This is a genomic window from Streptomyces corallincola (assembly GCF_019104725.1).
Classification (GTDB): Bacteria; Actinomycetota; Actinomycetes; order Streptomycetales; family Streptomycetaceae; genus Streptomyces; species Streptomyces corallincola.
In genome coordinates, this window is the sequence record NZ_JAHRXF010000020.1 from 60,985 (window position 1) to 80,186 (window position 19,202).

Sequence of the window (19,202 nt, forward strand, 5' to 3'; positions counted from 1 at the left end):
ACCATGCGGAATGAGATTCCTCGTCACTCCCGACCGGAGGCAGCGCGGTCCGGCGGGGATGCGCGGACCGGCGGCTCGCCGTCGGTTTGTCGATTCTCTTCACCTGAGGCTGCGAGTCCTCGGCCCGTCCCGGCGGGTTCCCCGCTCCCCCGCGTGGCACCCCGGCCGCCGACGCGGGACGCTGGACGCATGAGCACTCCGGCACGGCATCCGCACATCGTCGTCCACGCCCCCGCGCTGGACGGTTCGCGGCGGGTGACCGAGGGGGACGTGACCCTGGGACTGGCCTCGCACCTGGACGACGTGGTGGAGATCCTGCGACTGGCCGATCTGGACCGGGTCGAGGTGGAGGAGACCGATCTGATCGACTGGCAGGGCGGCGGCCCGGAGGAGTGGCCGGGGCTGACCGAGCACGATGTCCGGACGCGCGGCGCCTGACCGCGCCGGGGGCACACAGTCGTCTTTCGCGGGTACTCGGGCGGCGGACGGTCGGAGAGTCGAACGGTGTGGAGGTGGCCACGGTGCGGGTCGGACTGCTGAGGGTCCTGGGAGCGGCGACCGCCGTGTACGGAGGCGCGGTCGCGTACCGCCCGGCGGTGCTGGCCCGCCCGGTGGGGCTGGTGGACGCGGACGGCACCGTGCCGCCCGACACGGCGCTTCTGGTACGGGCCGTGGGCTGGCGGGACGTGACCAGCGGGCTGGCCATGCTGCTGGCCCCCGGCCCGCGCGCGCTCGCCGTCACCACCGTCGTACGCGTCGCCCTGGACGCAGGTGACGGCGTGCTGTTCGGCACCCTGCTGCCCGGCCGCGCCCAGCGGATCAAAGCGGCTGCGGCGGCCGGGAGTTGGGGCGCGCTCGCGCTGGCCGGACTGCTCGGCCGCGCGCGTCGCACCTGAAGCGGGCGGCATCCGCGCCGACGCCCGGCGCGTCGCCTCCCCCGAGCCGGGATGCCGCGGAGGACCACCGGAAGGCAGGTCCTCCGCGCACCGGGCGTTGCCCGGCCCGACGTGGCCTCAACTCCCGTACGTCTGGCGCAACTCCACCTTCCGCACCTTCCCGGACACGGTCATCGGGAAGCCGTCGAGGATCTCCACCCGGCTCGGCACCTTGTAGTGCGCGAGCCGCCCCCGGCAGAACTCCTGGACGTCGGCCAGGGTGGGCGGGGCCGCCGGATCGTGCGGGACGACGCAGGCCAGCACCTCCTCGCCGTACCGCTCGTGCGGCACCCCGACCACCTGGACGTCCCGGATGCCGGGGTGGCCGTAGAGGAACTCCTCGATCTCGCGCGGGTAGACGTTCTCGCCGCCCCGGATGATCATGTCCTTGATGCGGCCGACGATCTCCACATAGCCGTCCTCGCGCATCACCGCGAGGTCCCCGGTGTGCATCCAGCGGCCCGTGTCCACGGCCTCGGCGGTCTTCTCCGGCTCGTCCCAGTAGCCGAGCATGACGCTGTAGCCACGGGTGCACAGCTCACCGGCGGTGCCGCGCTCCACGGTGACCCCGGTGGCCGGGTCCACGACCTTGGCCTCCAGATGCGGCAGGACGCGGCCGACGGTGCCGGTGCGGTGTTCGAGGTCGTCGTCGATGCGGGTCTGGAGGGAGACGGGCGCGGTCTCGGTCATGCCGTAGCAGATGGACACCTCCGCCATGTGCATCTCCGCCACCACCCGCTTCATGACCTCCACCGGGCAGGGCGAGCCCGCCATGATGCCGGTGCGCAGCGTGCTCAGGTCGTACGAGGCGAAGCCGGGGAGGTTCAGCTCCGCGATGAACATGGTGGGCACGCCGTAGAGCGAGGTGCAGCGCTCCGCCTGGACGGCCTCCAGGGTGGCCGTGGGGTCGAAGGAGGGTGCCGGGATCACCATGCAGGCTCCGTGCGAGGTGGCCGCGAGATTTCCCATCACCATGCCGAAGCAGTGGTAGAAGGGAACGGGAACGCAGATGCGGTCCTGTTCGGTGTAGGCAACCAACTCACCAACGAAGTAACCGTTGTTGAGGATGTTGTGGTGCGAGAGCGTCGCGCCCTTGGGGAAGCCCGTCGTGCCCGAGGTGTATTGGATGTTGATGGGGTCGTCGCAGGACAACTCAGCCTGTCGGGCTCTCAGTTCGTCCTCGTGCTCGGGGCGGGCGCGGTCCAGCAGGGCGGCCCAGCCTGGGTCCCCGAAGTACACGGTCTCCCGCAACTCCGGGCACCGGCCGCGCACTTCCTCCACCATCGCCCGGTAGTCGCTGGACTTGTGGTGCGGCGAGGCGAACAGCAGGGTCACACCCGCCTGGTTGAGCACGTACTCCACCTCGTGGGTGCGGTACGCCGGGTTGATGTTGACCAGCACGGCGCCGACGCGGGCGGTGGCGTACTGCACCAGCACCCATTCGGCGCAGTTGACGGCCCAGACGCCGACCCGGTCGCCCTTGGCGATGCCGCTCGCCAGGAGCGCGCACGCCAGCCGGTCGATGTCGGCGGCGAATCGGGCGTAGGTCCAGCGGCGTCCGGTGGGCACGTCCACCAGGGCCTCACGGTCGGGCCAACGGGCCGCTGTGCGGCTGAGGTTGGCGCCGATGGTGTCGCCCAGCAGGGCGGTCGTGCCTGTGCCGTGCGCGTAGGACGGGTCGGGGGTCACCGGTGGTCCTCCTCGCGGTACTCGTGCGCCGAGCCCTGCGCGGTCGCCTCGCGCAGTTCGATGCGGCGGATCTTGCCGGAGACGGTCTTGGGCAGGGCGCCGAACTCCAGCCTGCGGACGCGCTTGTAGGGCGCGAGGACCTGCCGGGAGTGCTCGAAGAGGGCCTTCGCGGTGTCCGGTCCCGGCTCCCAGCCCTCGGCCAGCACCACGTACGCCTTCGGCACCGCGAGCCGCAGTTCGTCCGGCGCGGGCACCACGGCCGCCTCCGCAACCGCCTCGTGCTCCAGCAGCGCGCTCTCCAGCTCGAAGGGGCTGATCTTGTAGTCACTGGCCTTGAACACGTCGTCGGCGCGGCCCACATAGGTGAGGTACCCGTCGGCGTCCCGCGAGGCGATGTCCCCGGTGCGGTAGTAGCCGTCGGCCATCGCCTCGGCCGTGCGCTCGGGGTCGCCGTGGTAGCCGGTCATCAGGCCAACGGGGCGGGCGGAGAGGTCGAGGGCGATCTCGCCCTCGTCGGCGCCGGGCGCGCCGGTGACCGGGTCGAGGAGTTCGACGCGGTAGCCGGGGCTGGGGCGGCCCATCGAGCCGGTCTTGAGCACCTGGCCGGGGCTGTTGGAGACCTGTACGGCGGTCTCGGTCTGCCCGAAGCCGTCCCTGACGGTGACGCCCCAGGCACGGCGGACCTGTTCGACGACCTCGGGGTTGAGCGGCTCACCGGCGGCGACGACCTCGCGCGGGCGGTGCGCGAGACGGCTCAGGTCAGCCTGGATGAGCATCCGCCACACGGTGGGCGGCGCGCAGAACGTGGTGACCCGGGCCCGGTCCATCTCGGCCATCAGCCGGGTCGCGTCGAACCGGGTGTAGTTGTGCAGGAACACGGTCGCCTCCGCGTTCCACGGCGCGAACAGATTCGACCAGGCGTGCTTGGCCCAGCCGGGCGAGGAGATGTTCAGGTGCACGTCACCGGGCTTGAGCCCGATCCAGTACATGGTGGCGAGATGCCCGACCGGGTACGACGTGTGCGTCTGCTCCACCAGTTTGGGGCGGGCGGTGGTGCCCGACGTGAAGTACAGCATCAGCGGGTCGTCCGCGCGGGTGGGCCCGTCCGGGACGAAGTCGGCGGGGGTGGTGTACGCGTCCGCATAGGGTGCCCACCCATGTGCGGGCACCCCACCGACGGCGATCCGGGTGTAGTCGCCGGGCACATCGTCGAACTTGCCGGTGTCCTCGGACCGTACGACCACATGGGCGACGCGACCGCGCTCCACCCGGTCGCGCAGGTCGGCGGGGCCGAGCAGCGGGGTCGCCGGGATGACGACCGCGCGGAGCTTCATCGCCGCGAGGGCGGTCTCCCACAGCTCGGCCTGGTTGCCGAGCATGACCAGGACACGGTCACCGGCCGCGACCCCCAGGGCCCGCAGATGGTTGGCGATCCGGTCGGACCGCTCGGCCAGTTCGGCGAAGGTCAGCCGGGTCTCGCCGCCGTCCTCCTCCACGATGTGCAGCGCGGTGCGGTCGTTGTCCCGCGCGATCACGTCGAACCAGTCCAGCGCCCAGTTGAAGTGCTCGGGGCGCGGCCAGGTGAAGCCCGCGCGGGCGGCTGCGTAGTCCTCGCGGTGCGCCAGCAGGAAGTCCCGTGCGGCGCGGAACTGTTCGGTGGCCGTCGTCATCGGTGTCCTCCGTCGTTCTGCGGTGCGTCGTCCGGCGCGGTGTCCGCGCCCGGTGCGCGCGACCCGTCGGCGCGCACCCGGCTCCGGACCATTGCCGGGCGGCTCCCCCGCATCGTCTAATCCGTGATGCGGGTCTCACTACCCCCGAACGGGGGTGTGGTCCCGCCCCCTGTGTGGCGGGCGGGTACGGACGGCCGTGCCGAAGGAGCGGAACAGTGGCAGCAGAGGCCGTGGCGGCGGCGGAGATCCGGGGTGCGCTGGTCCGGCTGCGGCACGCCACCGGGCTGCCGGTCGCCTTCGGCGGACCGGTCGAGCCGGGTCGGCCGCGCGTCCGGATCAGCGAGCTGAGCGGTACCTCGACGGCCGCGCTGCGCTCGCTCGCGGTGGTGTCGGGCAACGGCCTCGGCGGCAGGGCAGTCGCGCTGGCCCGGCCCTGCGCGGTCACCGACTACGCCGGTTCCCGGCGGATCAGCCACGAGTACGACGCCCCGGTCGCCGCCGAGGGGCTGCGCTCGGTGCTCGCGGTCCCGGTGGTCGTACGGCGCCGGGTGCGCGCGGTGCTGTACGGGGCGCTGCGCTCGGCGGAGCCGCTGGGCGACCGGGTGCTGGGTGCGGCGGTGGCCGCGGCGCGGGACGTGGAACAGGCGCTGGTGGCACGGGAGGAGGCCGGTTCGCTGCTGGCGGCGGCACTGGCGGCGACCGGGGGACCGGAGACCGGCGGGGAGCGGGTGCGGGATGTCGGCGGCGAGCGGGTGCGGGAGGCGCACGCGGCCCTGCGCGCGCTGGCCCCCCGGATCGGTGACCCGGCGCTGCGGTCGGAACTACTCGACGCCTGCGCCCTGTTGGCCGTGCCGCACCCCCCGGCCGCCGCCGTGAGCCTCGCCCCGCGCGAGCTGGACGTGCTGTCCTGGGTGGCGTCTGGTGCCACCAACGCGGCGGTGGCCGACCGGCTGGGACTGCGCCCGGAGACGGTGAAGGGGTATCTGCGCTCCGCGATGCGGAAGCTGGGCGCCCACACACGGGGAGAGGCGGTGAGCGCGGCCCGCCGGTCGGGACTGCTGCCGTAGCGTCCATCGGGGTTGGGGGGGACCACATGGGCGGAGCGCACCTGGACGTAGACCATGTGGGCCCAGCACATGTGGACGCAGTACATGGAGGCCGTAGCCCATGTGGACGCGGCGCACATGGGCGTCGCGCACACGGACGCGAGGCACATGGAGGGAGTGGTTTTCGGCCCCGCCGCTCCCCCTTGTGGCGAGTCCCCGCACGACCGTCAGGAAACCTTCCCATTCCCGATCCGAAACGCCGAATTTACGAATGAGTGAAGGTTTGTTATTTGCCTCACCACCGCTTCCGTCGGCATTCCAGGGATCGTTGCCTAGAATTTGGCCCGAACACGACATGCGAGGGGAACGGTGACCGTGCGACGGGACTTCAGGGAAACTGCCCGATGCCGCACCGACCTGCTCATCGGCCGCGAGGACGTGTTCACCGCGGCCCGCGACGCGCTCGCCTCGGGTGGCAGCGTGCTGCTGCACGGCCCGGCCGGAATAGGGAAATCCACGGTCCTGCGCGCATTGGCCGATGAATACGGCGCCACCGCCCGCACCGTGCTGCGCTGCTCCGCCACCGAGTCCGAATCCCACCTGCCGTTCCTGGCCCTCGCGGACCTGCTCGGCCTGGTCCTCGAAGACGTCGCCCCGAAGCTGCCCGCGGCCCAGCGGACCGCGCTGGAGTCGGCGCTGACCGGCCGTGCCGAGTCCAGCCTGCTCCACGACGGCCTGGCACTGCGTCTCGCCGTCCTGTCCGCGCTGCGGGCGCTCGCCGCCGACGGGCCCGTCCTCCTCGTCGCGGACGATCTCCAGTGGCTGGACCCGGCCAGCGCCGAACTCCTCGGCTTCGCCGCCCGCCGCCTGGAGGGCACCCCCGTCCAACTCCTGTGCGCCACCCGCACGGAGGGCCGGGAGAGCCAGGAGTACGACCGCCATCTGCGCGCCTGTCCACCGGACACCCTCGCGGTCCGGCTCGGTCCGCTGAGCCGCGTACAGACCGCGCGGTTGCTGGAGCACGGCGGGCACGGCGCCCTGCCCCGCTCGACCGTGCGAGACATCCACCGCACCAGCGGCGGCAACCCGCTGTTCGCCCTGGAACTCGGCCGCGCGCTCGCGGAACGCCCCGATCCGCCCCGGCCGGGCGAGCCGCTGCCGGTACCGACCTCACTGCGCGCCCTGGTCCTCAGCCGCCTGGACATGCTCTCCGTGGAGGCCCGCCGCACCCTGCTGGTGGCCAGCGCGGGCGCCCGGCCGACCGCCGCGCTGCTGCACGCGGCCGGGCGGGAGAACGCCGAGGCCGAGTGCGCCCAGGCCGCCGAACTCGGCCTGCTCGCCACCGACCAGGAGGCGCCCGCCGTACGGTTCGCGCACCCGCTGATATCCGCCGCGCTGTACGCCGAGGCACCCGCGCGGGAGCGGCGGGCCGCGCACGCGGCGCTGTCCACGGCCGCCTCCGACCCGATCGAACGCGCCCGGCACCTCGCGCTCGCCGCGACCGGCGCCGACCCGGAGGTGGCCGCCCGGCTCGCGGAGGCGGCGGCACTCGCCCGCGACCGGGGCGCCCCGTCGGTCGCCGCCCACCTGGGCCTGCTGTCCGCCCGGCACACCCCGCCGGGCAGCGCGCCGAGCGCCGACGAGCGGCGGTTGCAGGCCGCCGAGGACTCCATCACGGCGGGCGAGGTGGACCTCGCGCGGGACATCGCCCGCGAGGTGCTGACCCGCGCGACCGTGCCCGCCGACCGGGTGCGGGCCTGGATCGTCGTGGTGGACACCGCCGGGCACACGATGGCCGAGGTGGACGCCGTCTTCCCGCAGGCCCTCGCGGACGCGGGCGACGACCCGCGGCTGCTCGCCCTGGTCCACTACCAGCTGGCCTGGCGGGCGCTGATCGTGGAGGGCGACTTCACCGAGGCGCGGGGCGCCGCCGCGCACGCGGCCCGGCTCGCGGAGCGCGGCGGCGACCGGCGCACCGAACTGCTCGCGCTCGCCTTCCAGGCGCAGACCGAAACCCTGATGGGCCACCCGGACGCGCCCCGCACCATCAAACGCGCCCTGAAGGAGCCGCAGGACCCGAAGGTGGCCGGGCATCACAACGGCGCGGGCAGCGCCCGGTTCCGCTGGCTGGTCATGGGCGACCAGCTCGCGGAGGCCCGCGCGACGGTGACCGCGCTGCTGCGCGAGGTGCGGCGGCGCGGCTCGGTGGAGAGCGAGGTGCACTTCCTGCGCGGCCTCGCGGAGACCGAACTGCGCGCCGGACACTGCGGGCGCGCCCTGGACCTGGCCCGCGAGGGACTGCGGCTGGCACGGGACAGCGGGATCGGGGAGACCGCGTCCGCGATGCTGACCTCGCTCGCGGAGGCGTCCGGCGGCGAGGTGGACCGCGCGCTGGCGCTGGCCCGCGAGGCGGTCGGGCAGGCCGAGGAGGACGGCGACCAGATGTATCTGTCGCGGGCGCTCGGCGCGCTGGGCCACGCCCAGCTCGTCGCGGGCGACCCGGCGGGCGCGGTGCGGTCGCTGCGCCGGGTGCGGCAGCTCGAACTCGCGCTCGGCATCACCGACCCGGCGCGCGGGCGCTGGCACGGCGATCTCGCGGAGGCGCTGGTGCTGACCGGCGAGACCGCCGAGGCGCGGGACGTCATCGGCACCAGCCGGGAGCACGCGCTGCGGCTGGACCGGCAGAGCGTGCTCGCCGTCCTCGACCGGGCCGAGGCCCTGGTCCGCGCCGCGCACGGCGACCACGAGGGCGCCGTGGCCCAGTTGGTGTCCGCGCGGGACCGGCTCGCGGCGCTCGGGTACGGCCTGGAGGAGGCCCGTGCCGCGTTGGCGCTGGCCCAGCTCCGTGCCCGGCACGCGGAGGGCGGGGCCCGCCGTACGGCCGCGTACGACGAGGCGACCCGGCTGTTCCGGCGCTGCCGCGCGCTGCCCTGGCTGCGCCGGGTGGAGGAGGCACCCGCCGCGCCCGGTCCGGAGCCCGCGCTCCCGGCGCCGGAACCGCTGGACGCGCTGGCCGGGCTCGCCGCGATGGAGCGTCAGGTGGCCGCGCTGGTCATGGAGGGCGCCACGAACCGGGAGATCGCCTCACGGCTGTTCGTCAGCGTGAAGACGGTCGAGGCGACCCTGACACGGGTGTACCGGAAGCTGGGAATCCGGTCCCGGGTGGACATCGTCCGTTTGGCCGCCGCACGGCGCGCGAAGTGACGGCGCGCCAGGTTAACTGAGCCGGACCGAGGGTTTTCCCTCACCCGGCCCGTTAGGGGGTTCCCTCATTGGGAGCCGCGGGTGCCGGGTCCTAGCGTAAGGGCGTGCCGCTCGCTCGGGCACACGGGGTCCGGAACCACGGTCCCCGTGCATACCGCCACCCCCCACACACCCGTGCGACCCCCACCGGCAACCCCACTGAGGAGACTCATGTTCGGGCTCACCCGTGCCAGACGCACCGCCGCCACGATCGTGGCCACCGCCGCGGCGGCGGCGGGCGCGCTGGTCGCCGCCCCCGCGGCGACCGCAGCTCCCCAGCCCATCGTGGGCGGTACGACGACCACCACCACGTCGTACCCCTACGTCATGCAGATCACGGACGCCTCCGGCGGCCAGTTCTGCGGCGGCACCCTCGTGGCGCCGAAGAAGGTCGTGACGGCGGCGCACTGCATGGTCGGCGAGACCACGGGCAGCGTCCGCGTGGTCGGCGGCCGTACCCTCCTCAACGGCACCAACGGCACGGTGAGCCGCGTCAGCAGGATCTGGGTGAACCCGGACTACACCGACGCCACCAACGGCGACGACGTGGCCGTGCTGACCCTCTCGACGGCGATGCCGTACGCCCCGGTGTCGTACGTCTCCCCGTCCCAGACCGGCGTGTACGCGGCCGGTACCACCGCCCGTGTGCTGGGCTGGGGCACCACCTCGGAGAACGGCGGCTCCTCCAACCAGCTCCGGACCGCGACCGTCCCGGTCGTGTCCGACGCGAGCTGCCGCGGCTCCTACGGATCGGACTACGTGCAGTCCGACATGGTCTGCGCCGGATTCTCCTCCGGCGGCGTTGACACCTGCCAGGGCGACAGCGGCGGTCCCCTGATCATCGGGGGCGTCCTGGCAGGGATCACTTCCTGGGGTGAGGGGTGTGCGGAGGCCGGGTTCCCCGGCGTCTACACCCGCCTCACCACCTTCTCCAGTCTGGTGACGGCGCAGGTCAACTCCTGACCGCGCGGGCCGTACGGCCCGAGAAGGACGAGTGAGCGACACCCCAGAGAAGCCAGGGGGGCGTTGCGGGCCTCCACGAGCGGCCCGCAACGCCCCCCTATCCATGTGACGGGCACCCGTGTGGCGGACGTCCATGTGCCGGGCGCCCATGTGCTGGGCGTCCATGTGGTGCGGCCACATGTGGTGCGGCCACATGTGGCGTACCCCCACACCTCATCGGTCTCAGGGGTCCCGGTCGCACACGGACGGCAGCCACGTCAGCGAGCGGTCACCGGCCAGCCGGTCCAGGTCCCGCAACAGCCCCTCCAGCCGGTCCGGGTCCGCGAGGAACTGGAGAGTGGCCTCGGTGAAGGCGTCCCGCACCGAGGGCGGCATCGCGTCGGACGCGTCGAAGCAGTGCACCGCACGCGGGTCCAGCAGGGTACGGGCCAGCGAGCGGTGCCAGGACCCGGCGGCACCGTCCGCCGCACCGGCCGCCGGATCGGTACCGGCCGCCACCGAGAACCCCGACTCCCGCGCGGTCCACGCCTGTTGGGCGCCGGTGGACGCGAGATACCGTACGAGCTTCCGGGCCGCCGGGGTGTCGTGCAGCAGCGCCACGAGGTCCCCGGAGACCTCCCAGGTACCGGCGGTGGACGGTCGGGCGCCGGGGATCAGCGCGGCCGACGGCAGATAGGCGCCCCGCGCGTCCCGCCAGGCCGGTGCGGAACGGACGAAGGACGCCTGGTGCTCCAGGGTGCAGGCGGGCGGGTCACGGTCCAGCAGCCGGGACGCGTCCTGGTACTCGGTGCGCAGCGCCCGTGCCGTCAACTCCCGGTCCCCGCCCGCGCCGACCAGCGCGGCCCAGGTGCGCCACGCCTGCCGTACCTCGTCGGAGCGCCAGGGCAGCCTGCCGCGCGCCCAGCGGTCGTAGGCCTGCCATCCCGAGCGCTGGAGCAGGATGTCCTCGATCCAGTCGGTGCCGGGCCAGCCGCTGGTGGCGCCGGAGCCCATGCCGAGGCACCACGAGCCGGGCCGGGCCGCCGCCGCGCGCACCTCCCGCTCGGAGCTGGCGCCGGGGTACCAGACGACGCTCTTCACATCGGCCTTGAGCGGGAACCAGTACACGTGCCCGTCGAGCGGTGTCGCCCAGGACGCGCCGAACCGACCCTCGGGCAACAGTCCGTCCAGCGGGACAAGTCGCTTCTTCCGTGCGTAGTCAGCGAGTTCACCCGGTCCGGTGAGCACGACCACGTCCGGCGGGGTGCCCGCCTCCACGTCGGCGCCGAGCACCTGGCTCTCGGCGGAGCTGCCCTGGTAGTCCACGCGGACGTGCCGGGACCGCTCGAAGGGGGTGAGCACGGACTGCCGCAGGTGCCGGGCGTCGTCGCCGGTCCAGTTGGCCAGCAGCGTCACGGTCGGCTCCTGGTCCAGCACCCGTACGCCCACGACGGCCGCCGCCGCCAGCACGGCGAGACAGGTGGCCAGCAGAACCAGCACGCGCGGCACGCGCCGGGCGCGCGGAACTCCGGTGCCGGGGGCGCTCACCGGGGCCTGAACCGGTACTCGGCGATGTGCGGGCGCAGTCCCGCGTCGGACAGGGCCATCAGCAGCAGACCTCCCAGCGGAATCCACCCGGCAGCGGCGGCGCGGAACCCGGTGTGCGCGAGATAACCGGCGGTGCGGCGGCCCGCCTCGGGAACGGCGGGCCCCGGCGGCGCCGCGTCGAGCAGGGCCCGTGTGTCGGCCATGCCCCGGTACGTCCAGACGGTGAAGAGGAGTACGACGGCGAATCCGGCGGCGAGTACGACGGCGGCGGCCAACAGCCCCCGGTTGTACCGGCGTCGGAACCGGCGGCGCAGAAAGAGCTGGGTCTCCGCGAGCCCTGCCGCGAGGGCCACGGCCAGCAGCGCGGTCGTGCTCCACCCGGCCAGGAGCAGCGGCCCGAACGCGGTCTGCCGGTCCACGGCCACGAGCTGCTCACGCTGCCACTCGCGCAGCCGGGCCTCGATCCCGGAGTCCTCGGACTTCAGGATGGTGGTCGCGTAACTGAGGTACGCCTCCCGCAACAGGCTTCCCTCGGGCTCCACTTGGGCCTTCTGCACCATGCCGGTGTAGCCGGTGATGAGCCCGGCCACCGTCTGCACGGCCTGCCGTCCGGCCGCTCCCCCGGCATCACCGGCCGCCGCCCGGGACACGCTCTGCGCGGCCACCGACACCTGTCTCTGGAACTCGCTGAAGGACGGAGGCGATCCGGTGGCACGCGCCTGCGCCTGGTCGAGCGCGTACAGCGCGGTGTCGAGCGCGAGCACCGCCGGGGCACTGGACGTCCGCAGCGGCCCGGCGTCGGCGTGCACGCCCTGGTAGGAGGCGAAGAGGGCCAGGGTGAGCAGGGCGGAGAGGGTGAGGAGGAGACGGCGGCGGAGGGTGAGGTCGTGGGCGGTGGTGCTGGTGGGGGCGGCCGGGGCAGAGGTGGGGGTGGCCGGGGCAGAGGTGGGGGCGGCCGGGGCAGAGGTGGGGGCGGCCGTGAACAGGTCTGTTCGCTCGCGGAGTTGGCGGGAGTCCGGGGCTGCCGTCCGTCCGCCGGTTCGCCCGGTGTGCTCCCCAGGCCCGCTCATGCCGTCCCGCCGAGCGGTCGGCCCAGCGGCCGTCCGCAGTCGCCGCCGCAGTAGGCCGAGTCCGCCGGGCCGATCCAGCCGCAGCCCGGGCACTCGGTCAGTTCGGCGGGGCCGTCCGCGCCGCCTGTGCCGCCCGTACCGTCCGTGCCGTCCTCGCTGGCCGCCGGTTCCGTCTCGCGGGGCGACCCGGCGGGCGACGGCTGCCGTGGTGGGGTGGTGAGGGCGCTGGAGAGGATCAGGTGCTGCCAGTCCACGTCCTTGAGGCCCGTGCGGATCTTCCCGGTACCGGCTGTGACCTCGATCCGCCGTAGTGCGCCGAGGAGTTGGGTGTCGCCCAGTTCCGCGGCGAGGGCGAGGGCCCGGCCGAGTTCGCGGTCGGCCTCGTCGGCGCCCTCGGCGCGTCGCAGCCAGGCCCGGTAGGCGCGGGCCACGGCGGCACTCGCCTGCTGGTACAACTCGTGGCGCCGCACCCCGGGATGCTGTCGTGAGGCGTCGTACGGGTCGTCGGTCCAGCGGACCAGCACGGGGCGCGGATCGGGCAGCAGCACCGGGCGCCCGAAGTCGGGCACGACGACTTCCACGGCGGCGAGTTGAAGGTCCTCACCGATATCACGGCCGCTGGGGTCGGCGGTCAGGACGACCTGGAAGTGCCGGGTCTCCTCGCTCCAGGCGCGGGTGACGTACTCGGCGCCGCGCTCCCTGAACGGGGCTGCCACGGGCGCGAGTTCCTGTTCGTTCGGCACGACCTGGGTGACCCGACGGATGACCGTGCCCGGTGTCGGGGTGAGCCTGATGCGCAGCTCGGGCACGGCCGTGCCGAGCAGTCCGTTCATCAACTCCTCGTATACAGAGGCGAGTTCGGACACGTCACGGACGGCGCCCGCCCGGCCGTGCAGGCGGCGGGTGATGCGCAGCAGCAGGTCGGCGTCCCAGTCCTCGCCGATGCCCCAGGCGTCGCAGACGAACCGTCCGTCGCACGCCTCCAGCGCGGTGTCCAGGCCGATGTCCGCGCGGCGATCGTGCTCGTTGCGTCCGTCGGTGAGCAGCAGGACGTGCTTCACGGGGGCGGTCCGCTCGTTGAGCAGCCGCCGGGCGAGGTCGAGCCAGGGTCCGATGGCGGTGCCGCCGTCCGCGTCCAGCAGGCGTACGGCGCGTTCGGCGGCCTCGCGTTCGGCGGGCCCGGCGAGTGCCATCGACTCCCGGCCGGGGCCGGGGTGGACGACTCCGGCGCCGAACCGGCCGGACAGTACGGCGAACGCGCTCCCCTCGGGCAGCCGTCGCAGGGCGGCGACGGTGGCGTCCTTGGCCGCGTGCAGCTTGTCCGGCGGGTGCAGCATCGAGCGGGAGGTGTCCACGATCAGCACCTCGGCCAAGGCGGGGCCGCCGGGTCCGCCCGTACCGGACGCCGCGAGGGGCGGGGTGTCGTGGCTGCGGACGCCGATCTCCACGATGGCGTGCATCGCGCGGTCGCCGGTGACCGGCAGTTCGGGGCGCTGGCCGACGGCGAGGGTCACGGCGATGTGCGGACCGGCGCCGGGTGCCGGGGCGGTCCGGGCGCCGGTCTCCGCGTGTTCGCCGTTCATGGGCGGGGTCCCTCTCGCCAGTGGTGTCGGGCCTCAACTGTGCTGCGTGAATGGTTCGTTGGTCTGGCCCTTTCGGGCGGGCGTGGTGTCAGAAGGTCGTCATGGGGCGTACGGCGTGGGCCAGGTCGAGGAGTCGGCCGTGTTCGTCGGCGGTGCGCGCCTGGGCGGCGAGTTGCCGGAACGACTGCTCCAGCAGGGCGCGCAGCGCGGTCTCGTCGCCCGGGCCGAGCAGATCGCCCGCCGGGATGCCGTCGCCGGGCGGGTGGTGGAGGACGTTCTCGCGGATCTCGGCCACCAGCCGGGCGCGCGACTCACCGTCGGCGGCACCGCCGTCCAACCGCAGTGCGGCCAGGCGCCGTTCGGCGTCTCGCAGATCGTCCCCGGTCGGCGGGCGGTCGTGCAGGACTCCCGCGCGGACGCGTACGGCGGCGATGCGGGCGGTGTCGTGGTGTCGGGAGGTGGCGGGCACGTCGTCCAGCACGCGGACGGCCGCGTCCCGGTCGCCGCCCGCCAAGTGGCCGCGTGCCAGACCGAACGCGGCGGCAGTGTGCGCGAAGTCCCGCGCCCACACGGCCTCGTGGAAGCTCATGGCCTCCGACTCGGTTCCGTCTGACGTGTGTTCGGCGCAGTAGCCGAGGGCGAGTTTGGGGACGTACTCGCCGGGGAGCGCGCGGTGGACTGCGGCGAAGCAGGCACCGGCGCGCCGGGGGTCGCCGCCGCCGAGGTGGAGGACGCCCCGGTGCCAGGCGATGCGCCAGTCGTGGGAGGCGGCGCGTTCCCCGAGCAGCGTCTCGGCCTCCGTCAGCCAGGTCTCGGCCGCGTGCCGTTCGCCCCGGCGCAGATGGGCGCGGCACAGCCACAGCGCGGTCTCGGGGGTGCCGAGCCGGGATTCGCGGGGCCACTGGCGGGCGACGCGGTCGGGGGCGTCGGGCGGGAAGGTGTCGAGCAGCAGGGCGGCGCCGTCGGCGGGGTCGGGCAGCGGTTCGGGCAGGGCGCCCGCCACGTCGGCGGGCCGGGGCGGGGACACGTCGAGCCCGGTGGGCGGCCCGGCGGCGCGCCGGGTCCAGTGCTCCAGCGCGGGAATGGCGCCGAGCCCGGCGTCGAGGCCGGCCTCACCGGTGCGGAACCGGGTGGAACTCTCCGGCAGTTGCTCCCCGAACGTGAGCGAACGGAACTCCCGCAGGACTTCCCAGAGTTGGCGGGACATCTCGGCAGCCGTACGGAACCGGGCGCGGGGTTCGGGGTGCGTGGCGCGCTCGACCAGCCGCCGGAAGGAGTCGGCGGCGAGCCCCCGCGCCGGTTCGGTGACCCGCGCCAGCGCCTGGAGAGTCGTACCGACGGTGTAGAGATCGCTGTCCACGTGCCAGCCGCGCCGGTCGATCTCCTCCTGGGGCGGGGCGAACCCGGCGGTGTGGACGTACGCCGACTCCCGGTCCCCGATCGCGCGGACGGCGCCGAGGTCGATGACCTTCACGGCCCGGCCGAAGTGGATGACGTTGGCGGGCTTCACGTCGCAGTGGAGTAGGCCGCGTTCGTGCATGTACTCCAGTGCGCCGAGGATCTTGCAGCCGTAGGTGAGGACGTGGTCGAGGCGCGGGCGGCCCTGGAAGAGGCGCTCCACGTCGTCGGCGTCGAACAGCTTCTGCAGGGACCGCCCGCCGATGTAGTCCATGACGAGGTAGCCGGTGGACGGGCGGCCGGGCGTGAGGTGTTCGGGCGTGGGGTGTTCGGCGTACGTGATGATGCGGACGATGTCCGGGTGGTGCAGGTCGGTGAGCGACCGGCGCTCCTCGACGGCGGCGCGGCGGGCGAGCGCGTCATGGACGTTGATCAGTCCCTTCAGTACGACGCGGTAGCCGTCGGCGCGGGTGTCCTCCGCCAGGTACACCCATCCCAGGCCGCCGCGCGCGAGGCAGCCGAGGACGCGGTAGTGCCCGGCGACCACGTCGCCCGCGTCGAGCTGCGGGAGGAACGAGTACGGGGTGCCGCAGCGGGGGCAGCGGCCGGTGGCGCGGGCGGGCTGGCCGCCGTAACCGACACCCACGATCATGGTGCAGCCGTTCGCCCCGCACCGCCGTCCGCCGGTGGGCGGGGCGGGATCGGTCAGCAAGTCCCCTTCGGGCAAGGGAACTTCGGGCAGCAGCACCAGTCCGTGCTGGTCCAGTTCCCCGACCCCGGCCACCGCGTGCACGGCCTGCGGCGCGGGAGCGTGTTCCGGGCCGGACTCGGCGCGGGACGCGGGCGGGCCGTCGGCCTCCCGGTGGCGGTGGCCGCAGGTGTCGCAGTATCCGGTGCGCATGATGTGACCGGCGCAGCCGGGGCGGGCGCAGGGGGTCGTGGGGCTGCCCTGCCCCGGCACGACGTGCGGCAGCGGCTCCCGGCGGCTCACCGCCCGCCTCCCTTCTCGTCCCCCGGCTCGTCGCCTTCTTGGTCTCCTCGACGGTCGCCTCGCCGGTCGCCTCGCCGGTGTCCTCGCCGGTGTCCTCGCTCGTCTCCCGGCTCGTCCTCGGCCGTGTCTCCGGAGCAGAACTCCATGAAGCCCCGGGCCGCCGTCTCGGCCGCTTCCAGGTCGCAGGGCGGGTGACGGAGGAGGGTGAGGGCCTCCTCGTAGAGCGTGTACGCCGTGAGGGTGCGGGCCTGGTCCGGGGCGGGGACGCGGTCGCGGTACAGGGGCCAGGCGGCGGTGACGCGGCCGAGGAGTTCGTCGCGGCGCCGCAGCCGGGCGTCGAGGGCGGCGAGGGCACGTTCGAGTCGGCGCTTGCGGCGCGTGACGGCATCCTCGAAGGCGAACAGGGTGTCCGCCGCGTGAGGTTGGCGTTCACGGTCGGGGGTGTGGGCGATCCAGGCTCGCAGCATGCGGGTACGCCGCACACCCGCCCGCGCCTGTTCCAGCAGGGGGCGCCCGCCGGGCTCAGGGAGGACGCGGTCGCGGCGTGCGTCGAGCGCCGGTCCCAACTCATCCACGATCACGACGATTTCACGGTGGAGCCGGTGCCAGCGCTCGCGCACGGGCGCCCGGACGAACGACTCCTCAGCCGCCTCGGCACGCCCGCCGTCCCGCCGGAAGACGAGCAGCAGCCGCACGCCCCGCCGGGCCAGCCGGTCCAACACCTCCAATAGGGCGTCGGGTTCGGCGGACCGATCGACCCCTACCAGTACGGCGGACGGCGGCACGCGCAACGCGCCGAGCCGTTCGGGCATATCGGGTGCGTCCGCCGCCCCGGGTACGGAGGCTCCTCGGATGCCGAGCCGCCCGGCGAAGCGGTCCAGAATCTGATGAGTCGTCATATTGGTGACGTCGAGGGCGAGATCGTGACCACCCGCCGGGGGTACCGTCTCGGGCGGGTCGTGCCGGAAGGCGCTCGTGTTGTGCTGGGTGCGCAGTTCACGGTCCGCGAGGGTGATGGCGCGGGCGAGGGTCCAGGCGCGTTCGCCGTCCGCCGGTACGACGGTGACGAGCACCGGCCAGCCCTCGCCCCGGAACCAGCGCGCGAGTTCGGTGGCGAACGGCACGTCGAGCCGACCGGTGGCTCCCGTGCTCGCGGTGCGCAGCGCGGGATCGACGGCCTCGGTGCCCTCGGTCCAGGCGGCGGCCTGCGGGAGGTGGCTGAGGATGGTCTCGGCGGGGCTCATGTAGCTGAACGTGGAGTCGCCGCCCTCGTCCACGCTGAGCACGATCCCGATCACCTCGTCGGTACCGTGATCGACCACACCTCCGCCGCTGAAGCCGGGTGCCGCCAGCTCGCCGGGACTGTGCGGGCGCAGCTGCACCTGGCTGTCCCGGCCGCGAGCGGCGACCAGGGTGGCGCCGTGCCAGCGTCCGCCGTCGTCGCCGTCCGGGAAGCCGTACATGCTGACCGGGCCGTGCGGTGAGGCGAGCCGGTAGAGCCGGGTGGTGTGCGCGGCGGACAGCGGGCGCTCCAGCCGGAGCAGCGCCAGGTCGCCGCTGCGGTCACCGAAGGCGTCCTTGCGCTGCGGGACGTGCTCGTCGGGGCGTACGGTCGCGGCGACTCCGGGTACACCGGGGATGCCGACGAAGTGGACGACGTAGGGCCGTCCGGGCGTGACGACATGGGCGGCGGTGAGGACCCGGTCGGGGGCGAGCAGCACCCCGGCACCGAGCACCCCGCCGTCCGGGACCTCGATCCGGGCCACCCAGGACGGCGTACGCAACCGCGACTTGACGGCTCGCTCCCCCGTGCGCGTCATGTCCCCCGAGATTACTCCGCGTACCGGGCCGGGACCACTGGTGTGCACGGGGTCGCTTCGACAGGTTTGCGTCAACTCGGCCTGCCTGAGCGCGCGTTCAGTCGGCGCGCCGTGCTGTCCATCCGGTCCACCGGCGTACGGACACGGCGATCACCGCTCCCTCCGGGGGGTGTTGGCGGTACTGGGGGTACTTGCGGCACAGCTCCCCGAGCGCGATGCCCCTCAACTCCACCTCACCGGTGGGCAGTACGCGGGCGTCGCCGTCGGCGCGGGCCCACCAGAGACGGTCCCAGTCCTCTTCGTAGTCGTCCGCGAGAAGAGAGACGGCAGGGTGGGCGGTGATGTCGGTGAGGCGGCGGAGGTGGGTGGTGGTCTTCGGCTTGTGATCGACGGCGGTGACAATCAGGTCGGCGCCGTCGTACCGGCACAGGGCGAAGACGACGGGCACCAGCCGGGGCCGCCCCTCCGGTCCGACGGTGGCCAGCCGGGCGACACGGGCCCCGCCGAACCGACGCCGCGCCTCCACCTCGGAGAGACCGGGCATGCTCGCCTCCAGGGGGGCCGGGGTCGGGGTCGGGGGTCGGACGTACGTTTTCGATGATCGGATGCCTGGAGAGCGGGCGCGAGCAGGGTGCACCTGGGGAGCGGAGGTGAGGGGCGGCCGGGGCCGACCGGCGGGGAGGCGACGGCGTGTAGGCCGAGCAGGTGACCCGGCCGCGTACGCGCCGGTCGGCGGCCTCCGTTTCCTACGATGGTGCCGTGCCTGTCTTCACGCTCGAACGGACCGTCCCGCTCTCCTTGGAGGAGGCGTGGCGCCGCCTCACCACATGGTCGCGCCACGGCGAGGTGGTGCCCCTGACCCGTGTCACCGTCCTCACCCCCGGCCCGACCCGCGTGGGCACGGAGTTCGTCGCCCGCTCCGGCCTCGGCCCCCTCTCCTTCGACGACCGCATGGAAGTCACCGTCTGGCAGCCGCCCCTCTCCGGCGAACCGGGCCTCGTCCGCCTGGAGAAACGCGGCCGAGTCGTCCTCGGCTGGGCCGAACTCTCCGTCCACCCCGGCCCCGGCGGCCGAACCCGCGTCAACTGGCAGGAGGAGATCCGCCTCCGCCTGCTTCCCGGAGCGGCGGACCCGCTGATCTCGGTGACGGCGAACTCAGTGTTCGGGCGTGCGGTGAACAAGCTGCTGCGGATGCCGTGAGCCCCCGGCGCTGTGGATGGCCCACCTCGATCGATTGACACCGTCAAGGATCAAGACCGGGCACCGT

14 protein-coding genes are annotated in these 19,202 nt (G+C 73.8%); 6 read left to right on the forward strand and 8 right to left on the reverse strand.

The annotated features are described in order from the left end of the window. The first annotated feature begins 189 nt into the window (after window positions 1-189). Together KUM39_RS15215 and KUM39_RS15220 are read left to right on the forward strand one after the other, a co-directional pair. A complete protein-coding gene (locus KUM39_RS15215; RefSeq protein WP_217786161.1) occupies window positions 190-438 on the forward strand; it encodes a hypothetical protein in 249 nt (82 codons plus the stop codon). A gap of 74 nt (window positions 439-512) precedes the next feature. Next, window positions 513-896 (forward strand): hypothetical protein, encoded by a 384-nt coding sequence (locus KUM39_RS15220; protein WP_217786162.1) that lies wholly within the window; start codon window positions 513-515, stop codon window positions 894-896. A gap of 117 nt (window positions 897-1,013) precedes the next feature. Here KUM39_RS15220 and KUM39_RS15225 read toward each other — a convergent pair whose 3' ends face one another. Beyond that, window positions 1,014-2,624: an AMP-binding protein gene (locus tag KUM39_RS15225; protein ID WP_217786163.1), complete on the reverse strand. Its 1,611-nt coding sequence runs from the start codon at window positions 2,622-2,624 to the stop codon at window positions 1,014-1,016. Next, the gene (locus KUM39_RS15230; RefSeq protein ID WP_217786164.1) at window positions 2,621-4,294 is read right to left on the reverse strand and encodes an AMP-binding protein; all 1,674 of its coding nucleotides are present in this window, start codon (window positions 4,292-4,294) and stop codon (window positions 2,621-2,623) included. Before KUM39_RS15230 ends, KUM39_RS15225 begins: the two co-directional genes overlap by 4 nt. Window positions 4,295-4,509: 215 nt before the next feature. Between KUM39_RS15230 and KUM39_RS15235 the strand changes: the two genes are divergently transcribed. The 3 genes from KUM39_RS15235 (at window position 4,510) to KUM39_RS15245 (ending at window position 9,546) form a co-directional block, all read left to right on the forward strand. Next, a complete protein-coding gene (locus KUM39_RS15235) occupies window positions 4,510-5,361 on the forward strand; it encodes a helix-turn-helix transcriptional regulator (protein WP_217786165.1) in 852 nt (283 codons plus the stop codon). Between the two features lie 348 nt (window positions 5,362-5,709). Next, a complete protein-coding gene (locus KUM39_RS15240) occupies window positions 5,710-8,544 on the forward strand; it encodes an ATP-binding protein (RefSeq protein ID WP_217786166.1) in 2,835 nt (944 codons plus the stop codon). A gap of 210 nt (window positions 8,545-8,754) precedes the next feature. Continuing rightward, complete coding sequence (locus KUM39_RS15245) at window positions 8,755-9,546, forward strand: S1 family peptidase (protein WP_217786167.1); 792 nt, start codon at window positions 8,755-8,757, stop codon at window positions 9,544-9,546. 222 nt (window positions 9,547-9,768) lie between these two features. On the opposite strand, the gene KUM39_RS15250 is transcribed toward KUM39_RS15245, so the two are convergent. From KUM39_RS15250 to KUM39_RS15275, 6 genes are all read right to left on the reverse strand, one after another. After that, on the reverse strand, window positions 9,769-11,025 hold the full coding sequence (locus KUM39_RS15250) for an extracellular solute-binding protein (protein WP_308288140.1): 1,257 nt from the start codon (window positions 11,023-11,025) through the stop codon (window positions 9,769-9,771). Between the two features lie 44 nt (window positions 11,026-11,069). Then, the gene (locus KUM39_RS15255; protein WP_217786169.1) at window positions 11,070-12,143 is read right to left on the reverse strand and encodes a GlnX family signal transduction membrane protein; all 1,074 of its coding nucleotides are present in this window, start codon (window positions 12,141-12,143) and stop codon (window positions 11,070-11,072) included. Then, window positions 12,140-13,726 (reverse strand): vWA domain-containing protein, encoded by a 1,587-nt coding sequence (locus KUM39_RS15260; protein ID WP_217786170.1) that lies wholly within the window; start codon window positions 13,724-13,726, stop codon window positions 12,140-12,142. The genes KUM39_RS15255 and KUM39_RS15260 overlap by 4 nt, the downstream gene beginning before the upstream one ends. An 88-nt stretch (window positions 13,727-13,814) precedes the next feature. Then, the gene (locus tag KUM39_RS15265; protein WP_308288141.1) at window positions 13,815-16,115 is read right to left on the reverse strand and encodes a serine/threonine-protein kinase; all 2,301 of its coding nucleotides are present in this window, start codon (window positions 16,113-16,115) and stop codon (window positions 13,815-13,817) included. Further along, window positions 16,112-17,935: a S1 family peptidase gene (locus tag KUM39_RS15270; RefSeq protein WP_217786171.1), complete on the reverse strand. Its 1,824-nt coding sequence runs from the start codon at window positions 17,933-17,935 to the stop codon at window positions 16,112-16,114. The genes KUM39_RS15265 and KUM39_RS15270 overlap by 4 nt, the downstream gene beginning before the upstream one ends. Before the next feature lie 97 nt (window positions 17,936-18,032). Continuing rightward, entirely contained in the window at window positions 18,033-18,479 is a 447-nt protein-coding gene (locus tag KUM39_RS15275; protein ID WP_217786172.1) for a TIGR03668 family PPOX class F420-dependent oxidoreductase, read from the reverse strand. 215 nt (window positions 18,480-18,694) lie between these two features. Between KUM39_RS15275 and KUM39_RS15280 the strand changes: the two genes are divergently transcribed. After that, on the forward strand, window positions 18,695-19,135 hold the full coding sequence (locus KUM39_RS15280; RefSeq protein ID WP_217786173.1) for an SRPBCC family protein: 441 nt from the start codon (window positions 18,695-18,697) through the stop codon (window positions 19,133-19,135). The last annotated feature ends 67 nt before the right edge of the window (window positions 19,136-19,202 follow it).

What these genes read in the sequence shown, in the direction of transcription:
- KUM39_RS15230 (WP_217786164.1), bottom strand. Translation starts at nt 4,294, where the DNA reads ATGACGACGGCCACCGAACAGTTCCGCGCCGCACGGGACTTCCTGCTG.
- KUM39_RS15270 (WP_217786171.1), bottom strand. Translation starts at nt 17,935, where the DNA reads ATGACGCGCACGGGGGAGCGAGCCGTCAAGTCGCGGTTGCGTACGCCG.
- KUM39_RS15245 (WP_217786167.1), top strand. Translation starts at nt 8,755, where the DNA reads ATGTTCGGGCTCACCCGTGCCAGACGCACCGCCGCCACGATCGTGGCC.
- KUM39_RS15215 (WP_217786161.1), top strand. Translation starts at nt 190, where the DNA reads ATGAGCACTCCGGCACGGCATCCGCACATCGTCGTCCACGCCCCCGCG.
- KUM39_RS15255 (WP_217786169.1), bottom strand. Translation starts at nt 12,143, where the DNA reads ATGAGCGGGCCTGGGGAGCACACCGGGCGAACCGGCGGACGGACGGCA.
- KUM39_RS15260 (WP_217786170.1), bottom strand. Translation starts at nt 13,726, where the DNA reads ATGAACGGCGAACACGCGGAGACCGGCGCCCGGACCGCCCCGGCACCC.
- KUM39_RS15275 (WP_217786172.1), bottom strand. Translation starts at nt 18,479, where the DNA reads ATGCCCGGTCTCTCCGAGGTGGAGGCGCGGCGTCGGTTCGGCGGGGCC.